Here is a 10,520-nt window from a genome sequence, read left to right as displayed (position 1 = left end):
GGCGGTTCGAGCGGCGGTGGCTCCGGTGGAGGCAGCAATGGTGGCTCTGGTGGCGGTGCCGGAGGTGGCGCTGGTGGTGGTGCTGGCGGAGGAGCCGGAGGTGGCTAAGCCTGATCGGGCTACGGGCTACGGGCTACGGGCTACGGGCTACGGGCTACGGGCTACGGGCTACGTAGCTCGTGACTCGCGGCCCGCGATCATATCTCGGCCAGGCCCAGTGCCCAGAGAATGAAGGCATCCTGACGAGCATTGTCGTACCAGGCCTTGAAGCGCCCGGAAGCGCCGCCATGACCGGCAACCATGTCGGTACGTAAGAGCACGGGGCCTCGCGCACTGCCAAGCTCGGTAAGTCGGGCATAGAGCTTGGCCGGTTCCCAGTAAGGCACTCGCGAATCGTGCCAACTGCCTTGGAGGAACACGCTGGGATAGGGCAGAGCCGCTAGATTGTCCAGCGGTGAATAGGCGCGAATACGACGTCTTGTGGCTGGCTCGTCGGGGTTACCCCATTCAGTGTACTCGGCAGTGGTCAGCGGGAGATCGGGGTTTTCCATGGTGCGCAGTACATCGACGAAGGGAACGTCGAGTACGGCAGCATTGAAGGCCTCGGGAGCCAGGTTAAGGCTGGCGCCCACCAGCAGCCCTCCGGCGCTGGCGCCATAGGCGGCGATGCGTGAGCCGTCAGTAATCCCAGCCTCGACCAAGGCATCGCGAGCAGCCAGGAAGTCACGGAAGCTGTTTTCCTTATGTTCGAGCTTGCCTGCCAAGTACCAGGGCTCGCCGCGGTCGCCACCGCCGCGTACATGGGCCACGGCAAAGGCCACGCCACGCGCGAGAAGTTCCAGGCGCGCGACTGAGAACCAAGGATCGAGCACCTCACCATAGGCACCGTAGCCATAAAGCAAGGTGGGCAATGGTGTCTTGCCTAATCGGTCGGCAAGCGCGACTACCGAGACGGGAATACGCTCACCATCATGCGACGTTGCCCACAATCGCTGGCAGACGATTTGCTCGGGCTGTAGATCGCCATGTATCGGTTGGACCTTGAGTAGACGCCGTTCTCCGCTGTCGAGGTCGTGCTCGATCCAACGCACAGGCAGGGTGAACGACTCCTCCCGCAAGCGCAGCCTACGGGCATCGAAATGCGGCGTATCGCCGAGCATCAAACTGCAGGGCGCCTCTGGCAACGGCAGACGTTCGTCACGACTCACATCATGGTGTGAGTCGAGTTCGATCACCCGCAGATGAACCTGAGCCTGGTCATGGTCGCGTTCGGTGATCACCAACCCCCAATCGAAAGCATCCACTCCCTCCAGTGTCTGTTCACGACGGTGGGCGATCAGCGGCTGCCAGTCATCCAGTGTCGTTTCGCTGGTGCTGTCGAGCCGAAAATGGGGTGCCTCACGGTTATGTAATACATAAAAGTACCCCGGACGATGCTCGATGGCGTATTCCACACCTGGCTCTCGCGGGCGAAAGCAGCGCGGGGGCATGTCGGGGGTATGAGCGGAGATCAGATGGCATTCCGATGTGTCCTTGGAGGCAGTTTCCACGATCAGCCAGGCTCGTGAGCGTGTCTTTCCCAACCCGACCCAGAACTCAGGGTCGGGTTCATGAAAACTTTGCTGTGGCTCTTCATCGGGGGTATCGATACCCAGGCGCCAGACACTGTCGGGGCGTTGAGTCGTATCGTAGCGAGTGAACAGCAGGGTACGATTGTCTTCGGCCCAAATCAGTTCGGGGCCAATCTCACCAAGTAGCTTGCGTGGTTTGCCATCGGGCAACCGCTTGAGATACAAGTCGAAATATTCATCGCCTTGAGTATCCTCCGTCCAGGCCAGCCATTCCTCGTCTGGCGAGATGGCCATGTCGCCGAGCTCGAAGAAATGGTGCTCAGTGGCTCGGGTCTGGAGATCGAGGAAGCGGTGAGCCGCGGAAGGAGTGCCGTTGGGATGTCGCCACCAAACGGGATAGTCGGCATCGGCGGCGGTCTCGCTCCAATAGGTGTAGTGGTCCAATGGGGTTGGCAGGCCAGTGACAGCCAGTTCACGACGCGCCAAATGGCCGTGATATAGAGTGTCGACCAGCGGCTCCAGTGGTGTGAACCAGCGCCCGAATTCTTCGTTGGCGCTGTCGAGAAAGGCGTTGACCTGTGGGTCGTCGCGCTGCTCGAGCCAATGCCACTCGGGGTCGTTCGCACGACGGTAGGTCTCGACCGGGGAGATATCACGCGTGAGAGAGGCGTTGTCACTGGGCGGCTGTGCTTTCATGTGCTGCGGTGTACCATACTTTATTGAAAATTCATTCGGTGTCGTGCATAGGCGTTAACGCACGCCAGGAGACATACATGCTGATTTCAGACTCAATGCCGTTACTTTGGCTGGTTTATGTCCTATTGTCGCTGGTAGTACTGGCCACTGGCTACATGAGTATTCGTTTTCTGCCATTGTTGCCGCGCCTGATGGTGACCGGAGTGGTGGCGGGAGCTTTGTGGATGCCGGCACGATTTTCTTTACCGCTATTGGAAGAGGGGGAGTTCTACACCGGGCTGGCACCGGCGGTGGTCGTGGCGGGTGTTGCCTTTCTGCAACGCGATGGTGGGGCCTTTGGCACGGCCCTGACGTTATTGGTGATTGCCATGGTCATTGGCGCCATGACAGGAGCTGCTCTGTGGTGGCTATGGCGGCGTCGCGGCGAGCCTGATGAATCGAAAAAAGAAGAACGAGCACCGCGTCGTTCCAACCAACCTGCTAGCGGCAACAAACGCCGTGAGCCGGTGATCGGGTAAGGGGAAACCATGCGCGCGATTGTGGGGATAGGTCTGTGTTGCTTGATGCTGTTGTCTTCGCCCTTGTTGGCACAACCAGCAAGTCCTCCCCATCCCGATGTTCGCGTGATATTCGATATTTCCGGGAGCATGAAGGAGAACGATCCTGAGCAACTCAGTGCCAGTGCCCTGGAGTTGCTGGCAGCTTTGTTGCCATCCGAAGTACGAGGGGGGGTCTGGACTTTCGGTGACTCGGTCGCCAATCCCCTGGCAGTGGCTCCCGTCGATTCTCAGTGGCGTCAGCAGGCACTGGCATTGACCCCGGCACTTGCCGACTACCAACAATACACCGACATCGAGGCGGCGGTACGTCAGGCCGCCAACACGCCGGATAATGGGCGGCGACACCTGATATTGTTGACGGATGGCATGATCGATCTGCCTCCTGGTGCGGGCGACAAGGCGACCCGAGACGCCGAGTCTCGACATCGGCTGCTCAATGAGCTGGCACCCGAGCTTTCGGAACGCGATGTGGTCATTCATACCATTGCCTTCTCGCCGGAAGCCGACCTGGCTCTGGCCGAACAGCTCGCTCATGCGACCGGCGGTCTGTCGACCCTGGCCGAAACGTCGGAAACCTTGCTGCGTGCCTTCCTGGGGATTTTCGAGCATATCTTTCCCGTCGATCAGGTACCACTCAGTGAGGAAGGCGGCTTTACGATCGACCCGGGAGTCGAATCGTTCTCGGGGTTGCTCTTCCACGAACCCAATGCTCCTCCTCTGACTCTGATCGACCCGCAAGGGCGCCGCTATAGCGCGGATGACCACCCTGACAACATACGTTGGCAAAGCGAGCAGCGTTTCGACCTGATTACGATCCCATCCCCGGAGTCGGGAGAATGGCAGGTGGAAGGTGAATTCAGCACTGACAGCAGAATCAGTGTCGAGTCACCGCTGGTGCTGCAGACTTCCGAACTGCCGGCCACGCTGTACATGGGCTTCGATCTTGCGCTGTCTGCCTGGTTGGAGCGCGATGATGTCGAGTTGACAGCGAATGACCTGCCGGACGATTTACGGATGTGGGCAGAGCTGCAGAACCCACAAGGCGAAGTGCAGTCTTCCGTGGCGCTGGATAAGAGTGGCGGACGTTTCGAGGGTATGCTGCCCGCACCACCACTGATCGGCAATGCGCGTCTGTTGATCGCCGCCGACAGCGATGCTTTCCAGCGCCAGCGGATACAGGCCGTCAATGTGATGCCGGCCATCAGCGCCCAGCTGGATAGTAACAGGAGCCGGGTCATATTGAATGCCGAGTATCCTCGCCTCGATACGGACAATACACAGCCACATGCCGAGCTGCAGGGGGAGTCGCTGGACGTACCTGTCGTCGGTGAGCGCCGTTGGCGGGTTGACTTGCCATCGCTGAACCCCGATATCGGTGTGCCATTGTTGCTCAGTGCGACCGTTACGCTGGATGGGGAAACCCGTGAGATTCGCCTGCCGCGCTTGATGCTCAATCCTGATGGGCAAATCACCTTGGGTGAAGCACGGATCGATGGTGCCGAGGTGCCATCCCAGCAGATCCTGCAACTACCCGGTCTCGGGGCGGCGGAAGAGGAGCCTCAGCCTCCGCCCGCACTGGCGGATCGCATCGTCTCGGCGATCAATGCCCTGCCGCGTCAGGCGCAATCGCTGTGGAGTGAGGCGCGTCCCGGTGTCGAACGCTTGGCCCGTGAACATGGTGACAATCCACGGCTCTGGATGCTGGCGGCAGTCGCGTTGGTGCTGTTGATGACCCTCCTGCTGTGGCGCCGTGCGGCAGCTCGACGCAGGCGGCGGCTCCGGCGTGTGGAGGAACCGCATGTGTGAACTGCTTGGCATGACTGCCAATGTTCCTACCGACATCTGCTTCAGTTTCACCGGTTTTCTGCACCGAGGTGGCGGCACTGGGCCGCATCGCGATGGTTGGGGGATCGCTTTCTATGAAGAAGGAGGCTATCGCGAATTTCGTGACCCGCACCCTTCGGTGGATTCACCCATCGCCCGGCTGATTCGTGATTACCCGATCAAGTCGCACGTGGTGATCAGCCATATACGTCAGGCCAATGTCGGGAAGGTGCGTCTGGCCAATACCCACCCCTTTACCCGAGAACTGTGGGGACGGCAGTGGTGCTATGCGCACAATGGTCAGTTGCGAGGCTGGCAAGATCTACCGCTCAGTTTCTATCGACCGATGGGCGATACCGACAGTGAACATGCATTCTGCTATCTGCTGGGGGAATTGCGCCAACGCTTCGGCCAACCTCCTGCTTCTTTCGAAGAGGTATGGCAGAGTCTGCACGTTCTTTGTGAACGATTACGCGAACTAGGCGTGTTCAATCTGCTACTGTCGGATGGTCGCTATCTCTATGCTTATTGCTCAACCAAGTTGGTGCATATCACTCGCCGTGCCCCTTTTGGCAAGGCCAAGCTCAGTGATGCGGAACTGAGTGTGAATTTCGTCGAACATACCACGCCCAACGATGTTGTCTCGGTACTTGCCACCGAACCGCTGACGGATAATGAATGCTGGGTTCCCATGACACCCGGTGAGTTGCTGGTATGGCGTGATGGCGAGATTCTGACATGTCTGCGGCCGGCCTGACGCATCCCCATACCAACCACTTGCCGTCGTCTTGACTGGATGGACTTGCGCTTCCGTAAAACGCTCATACGCTTAACGAATAGGGATTGAGTCGAAAAGTCAGGTGCCAGCGTGTGCTTTACCATAAGGTTCAATCGATGGTTTCAATCGATCGTTTTACACTCTTGTGCGCCTTGGTATAAGGTGGCCCAACCCCTGCGGGGGGAAGACCACATCAAGAACAAAAGTCAGCGTCACGAACGCCATGATCGCGGAGACCAGCCAATGAGTGAGCACGCCACAGCCCCGATTCTCACCGGGCAACCTCTGGAAGGGCTAGAGCAGTATTCGTCGGTGATGGATGTCTTTCGGGCATCGGTGAAGCGATTTGCGGACAAGCCGGCTTTCACCTGCATGGGGCAGACCATGACCTATGGTGATCTCGACCGGCTGTCGAAGCAGTTCGCGGCCTGGCTGCAGCATGAAACCAGCCTCGAACCGGGGGACCGTATCGCCATCCAATTGCCTAATGTCTTGCAGTTTCCTGTGGCGGTATTCGGTGCTTTACGTGCCGGTCTGATAGTGGTCAACACCAATCCACTCTATACCGAGCGCGAGATGGCGCACCAGTTCAAGGATTCTGGCGCCAAAGCGATCCTGATCCTGGCCAACATGGCTAGCAAACTCGATAAGGTGCTCGATCGTACCGACATCAAGTACGTATTGGTGACCGAGCTGGGGGATATGCACGCTTTCCCGAAGCGGCCGCTGATCAATGCCGTGGTCAAGTACATCAAGAAGATGGTGCCGCCATACTCGCTGCCGACGGCGATACCGTTTCGTGGTGCGTTACACAAGGGGCGTTCCCTGTCCCAGCGTGACGTGCCCCGCGAGGCCGAGGACATCGCCGCCCTACAGTACACGGGGGGGACAACCGGCAGGGCCAAGGGAGTGATGCTAAGTCACCGCAATCTGGTGGCCAACATGCTTCAATCTCGCGCCGCGATCGGCCCGGGCCTGAAGGATGGAGCCGAGACGATCATCGCACCATTGCCCGTCTATCACATCTACACCTTTACCGTGAACTGCCTGTTCATGATGGAAACCGGCAATCACTCGATCCTGATCACCAACCCACGTGACCTGGATGGTTTCGTCAAGGAACTCAAGGGACTGCCATTCACAGGCTTCATCGGCTTGAACACCCTATTCAACGCCTTGTGCAATCGGGAAGACTTCCGACAGCTCGACTTTTCCCGGCTCAAACTGACCATTTCCGGAGGTATGGCGCTGACCAAAGCCGCCGCACAACGTTGGGAAGAGATCACCGGTTGCCCCATTGCCGAGGGCTATGGGATGACCGAAACCTCGCCTGTCGTCACCTTCAACCCTATCGATGCCATTCAACTTGGCACGATTGGCAAGCCGGTGGCTGGGACCTCGTTGAAGGTCATCGATGGGGAAGGCAATGACTTGCCGCTGGGTGAACCGGGCGAGCTATGCGTCAAAGGGCCACAGGTGATGAAGGGCTACTGGAACCTTCCCGATGAAACCGCCAATGTGTTGGATGCCGAGGGTTGGGTTCGAACCGGCGATATCGCGGTGCTGCAGGAGGACGGTTACGTGCGAATCGTCGACCGCAAGAAAGACATGATCAACGTTTCCGGCTTCAACGTGTATCCCAACGAGATCGAGGATGTAGTAACCGGCCATCCGGATGTGGCCGAAGCCGCGGCAGTGGGGGTTCCTGATGAGAACACGGGTGAGGCAATCAAGCTGTTCGTGGTTTCGCGTAACCAGGATCTGGATGCCGACACCCTGCGCGACTGGTGCAAGAAGGCGTTGACCGGTTACAAGGTTCCCAAACACGTCGAGTTCCGCGATGAATTGCCCAAGACCAATGTGGGCAAGGTGCTGCGTCGTGAACTGCGCGACGACAAGGGAAACACTGAATGAATGGTGCATGTGAAATCTTGGCCTGAGTGGTGCTTGTAAGATATCACCTACAACATGTAGGAGATTTGCCACTGACAGCACACTTGGGCCGTTGTTAAGCTGCCACGCAAATAAGCGATCGCTTCATATCAAGAAAAAGAACCGACAATACGGTTGTTCGAACGCAGGGAGGCGTTGATCATGGCCCAGACCGGCCTCCAGTTTACCCTTCAATTGACCGGCGCCGAAGACCTGGCACTAGCGGTCACCAAGTTCAAGTACACCGAGCACCTATCGCAGCCATTCGAGTTGACGGTGACCTTCGCCAGCCGCGATACCGAGCTTTCCGCCGAGGACTGGTTGGACCGCGAGGCAAGCTTCACCATCTGGCAGCGCGGTGACGTACGGCGTCATCTCCATGGGGTGGTGTGCGCCTTTCGCCTTGGTATAAGGTGGCCCAACCCCTGCCCGACCGGCCATACGGCGGCTTGGCTTGTTTCACGACTGCCGTCTCTTCCAGGATCTGAGTGCTCAGACGATCATCACCCAGCTCTGCCACGAGGTGGGCATCACCGACGTCACCTGGGCGGTGACGCGGGAACTGCCGGTCAGAGAGTATACCGTTCAATACCGAGAAACGACGCTGGCCTATCTCGAGCGTCTGGCGGCCAGTGAAGGTCTGGTCTACTTCCACGAGTTCGAGGGTGACGCCCACCGTCTGGTGTTCACCGACGATCCCCAAGCGCTGCCACGCCTGGGCGAACGCCCCTACCACAGCCGTGCCGGTGGCAGCGCCGCCGCCCATCATGTGCATCACCTGCAGCGGCAGTCGCGTATCAGCCCGGCCAGCGCCACGCTCGAGGACTGGTACTTCAAGAAGCCAGCCTACCGACAGCACCACACTCAGGACACCGACGAATCCCGACTCGAGGGGCAGCGTGCCAACTACACCCATTACGACTGGCATGGCGGCTTCAAGGCCGATGAGCCGGGCCGGCGACTGACCCGCTACCGCCTCGAGCACTTGCGCGGCGATGCCCTGGTCGCCACGGGCAAGAGCGACCTCGCCGAACTACGCCCCGGCGTGCGCTTCGACCTGACCGGCCACGATAGGGACGACATGAACCGCGACTGGCAGGTGATCGGCGTGGTTCATGAAGGCACCCAGCCCCAGGCCGCCGAAGAGGAGGCCATCAATGCCACGTCAGGCGCCACCACCTACGGCAATACCCTGACGCTGACCCCCGGTGACCAGGCATGGCGCACCGACCCCACCCCCAAGCCGCGTGTCCACGGACCGCAGATGGCCACCGTCGTCGGCCCCGAGGGCGAGGAGATCTACGTCGACGAATTCGGTCGCGTGAAAGTGCGCTTTCACTGGGACCGCGACGCCACCCCCGACGAAGCGGCCAGCGCCTGGATCCGGGTCGCCCAGGGCTGGGCCGGCAGCGGCTACGGCGTCATGGCCATCCCCCGTATCGGCATGGCCGTGATCGTGGACCACCTGGAGGCGGACCCCGATCAGCCGATCATCATCAGCCCGGCTTACCATGCCACCAACGTCCCGCCCTACGCCCTCCCCGAGCACAAGACCCGCACCGTCATCAAGACCAAGACACACCTCGGGTCAGGCTCCAACGAGCTCCGTTTCGAAGACGCCAACGGTGCGCAACAGATCTACCTGCACGCCGAACGCGACCTCGACCTCAAGGTCAAGCACGACCGCTCGGAAGAGATCGGTCACGACCGTCACCTCAAGGTGCACCACGACCGCATCAGCGAGATCGAGCACGACGACCACCTGAGCGTGCAAGGCGAGCGGCGCACCGAGATCCACGGTGACGACCACCATATCGTTCGCGGCACCCACCACGAAAAGGCCGAGCGGGCGCTCCTGTTCGAAGGCGGCCAGCACGTACACCTCAAGGCCGGGGCCAAGCTGGTGCTCGAAGCCGGCGGCGGTTGGCTGCGCGTCGATGGCAGCGGCGTGACCTATAGCCCCACGCTCACCGAAGCCGGCGGTGGCAGTGCTGGCGGCATGGGCCAGCAGGCCCTGCCACCCAACGGCGCCGTCGAGGTCGAGACCACCCCCGCCCCGCAGGCGTTGGAGCGTGCCATCCGGCGCGAGCGAGCGCTATGCCCGGTGTGCGAGGAAGGCTGATCAGAATGACACCCATGAGTGATATACCGCCCCCGTGGCCCCTGGCCGAGGGCCTGCTGAACGGCGAGTGGACCTGGCCCGAACCTGATGCCGGCCATGTTCTGTTGCTGCTCGACGGCGTGCCCGAGTTGGCGCGCCACCTCAACGACTGGAGCGGCGGGCAATACCACGGCAACCCCCTGTATGCCGGCACCCCCTTTGCCGCGGTCCAACACCTCTCGCCCTGGCTGGTGCAACTGGCGGGCCCGCACGACTCCATCCTGCAACGCTTCCTGGCCGACGGTCTCGCGGCCGAGTGGGGCTACCTGCTGGTCAGCCAGGCCGATCCTCTGGCGGTGGCCGACCACCTTCGCGCGCTGCTGCAGGTACGGATGCCCGACGACACCCCGATGCTACTGAGGGTGGCCGACCCGGCGGTGATTGGCGCCATGTTGCCCGCCGAACGCTCGGTGGTCGAAGCGCCCTGGGGGCCGATCGCCCAGCTCATCGTGCCGGACAGCGTCATGAACCAGTGGCGTGCCTGGCACCCTGCTGCCAATCCCGGCCATCTGCCCGGTCTGACGATACCGCCAGACGGCCACCGCCTGAACGATACCGACGTGCGCCACCTGCAAGCCTGCGACCGGCGTACCGACCTGCGCCAACTGGCGCGCTTCGTCGCCGAGCACTGCCCCGGCTGGCTCGGCGACGCGAATCCCCATGCGCGGCTCGAAGCACTGACGCGCGAGGTCGCGCCGCTGGGGCTGACCTCGTCGACCCAGTGGCAACGCTTGTGCCGACTGATGGCCAGGCTGCGCCAGACCTCGCTGACGGCGGCGACCTTTCCCGGGGATATTCGCGAGATCCTCACCGACCGGCAACGCGGCGATGGCACGGCCCGCCTCCGGGCCGCCTTGGCGCACCTCGAGGCCAACGAGACCCCAGCGACCGCCATGCAGGAAGCGACCACGAGACCGGGCGCCACGGATCCGTTGGGGTGGGACGACATTCCTCCCGGCCACGCGCAAGAGGCCAAGAGCCTCCTGGACGATTGGCTG

The 10,520-nt window shown here is 61.0% G+C and carries 8 protein-coding genes and 1 pseudogene; 8 read left to right on the top strand and 1 reads right to left on the bottom strand.

The window, feature by feature from the left end; genetic code table 11:
* The coding region (locus tag L861_RS24780) for a hypothetical protein (RefSeq protein ID WP_169513688.1) at positions 1 to 232 on the top strand (232 nt) is incomplete at its 5' end.
* On the opposite strand, the gene L861_RS06920 is transcribed toward L861_RS24780, so the two are convergent.
* Positions 198 to 2,267 (bottom strand): S9 family peptidase, encoded by a 2,070-nt coding sequence (locus L861_RS06920; RefSeq protein ID WP_016415846.1) that lies wholly within the window; start codon positions 2,265 to 2,267, stop codon positions 198 to 200. The genes L861_RS24780 and L861_RS06920 overlap by 35 nt on opposite strands.
* 77 nt (positions 2,268 to 2,344) lie before the next feature.
* Between L861_RS06920 and L861_RS06915 the strand changes: the two genes are divergently transcribed.
* The 7 genes and pseudogenes from L861_RS06915 to L861_RS24460 all read left to right on the top strand — a co-directional run.
* A complete protein-coding gene (locus L861_RS06915) occupies positions 2,345 to 2,785 on the top strand; it encodes a hypothetical protein (RefSeq protein WP_016415845.1) in 441 nt (146 codons plus the stop codon).
* Between the two features lie 9 nt (positions 2,786 to 2,794).
* Positions 2,795 to 4,633, top strand: a complete 1,839-nt coding sequence (locus L861_RS06910) for a vWA domain-containing protein (RefSeq protein ID WP_016415844.1) — start codon at positions 2,795 to 2,797, stop codon at positions 4,631 to 4,633.
* Entirely contained in the window at positions 4,626 to 5,408 is a 783-nt protein-coding gene (locus L861_RS06905; protein ID WP_016415843.1) for a class II glutamine amidotransferase, read from the top strand. Before L861_RS06910 ends, L861_RS06905 begins: the two co-directional genes overlap by 8 nt.
* Positions 5,409 to 5,672: 264 nt before the next feature.
* Positions 5,673 to 7,343 carry an AMP-binding protein gene (locus L861_RS06900; RefSeq protein WP_016415842.1) on the top strand — a complete coding sequence of 557 codons (1,671 nt, stop codon included), beginning with the start codon at positions 5,673 to 5,675 and terminating at the stop codon, positions 7,341 to 7,343.
* A 180-nt stretch (positions 7,344 to 7,523) separates the two neighbouring features.
* Positions 7,524 to 7,703 (top strand): annotated as a pseudogene (locus tag L861_RS25215) (hypothetical protein); the annotation flags it as partial.
* A gap of 112 nt (positions 7,704 to 7,815) precedes the next feature.
* Positions 7,816 to 9,483, top strand: coding sequence for a type VI secretion system Vgr family protein (locus L861_RS06895; protein ID WP_016415840.1), 1,668 nt, complete (start codon positions 7,816 to 7,818; stop codon positions 9,481 to 9,483).
* Positions 9,484 to 9,497: 14 nt separating this feature from the next.
* On the top strand, positions 9,498 to 10,520 hold a 1,023-nt coding region (locus L861_RS24460; RefSeq protein ID WP_169513687.1), incomplete at its 3' end, for a DUF4123 domain-containing protein.

The organism is Litchfieldella anticariensis FP35 = DSM 16096 (assembly GCF_000409775.1).
GTDB lineage: Bacteria > Pseudomonadota > Gammaproteobacteria > Pseudomonadales > Halomonadaceae > Litchfieldella > Litchfieldella anticariensis.
This window is presented reverse-complemented; position numbering and strand designations above follow the sequence as displayed.

Excerpts from the sequence above, each read along its gene's own strand:
- L861_RS06910 (WP_016415844.1), top strand. The coding sequence starts at position 2,795 with ATGCGCGCGATTGTGGGGATAGGTCTGTGTTGCTTGATGCTGTTGTCT.
- L861_RS06915 (WP_016415845.1), top strand. The coding sequence starts at position 2,345 with ATGCTGATTTCAGACTCAATGCCGTTACTTTGGCTGGTTTATGTCCTA.
- L861_RS06905 (WP_016415843.1), top strand. The coding sequence starts at position 4,626 with ATGTGTGAACTGCTTGGCATGACTGCCAATGTTCCTACCGACATCTGC.
- L861_RS06900 (WP_016415842.1), top strand. The coding sequence starts at position 5,673 with ATGAGTGAGCACGCCACAGCCCCGATTCTCACCGGGCAACCTCTGGAA.
- L861_RS06920 (WP_016415846.1), bottom strand. The coding sequence starts at position 2,267 with ATGAAAGCACAGCCGCCCAGTGACAACGCCTCTCTCACGCGTGATATC.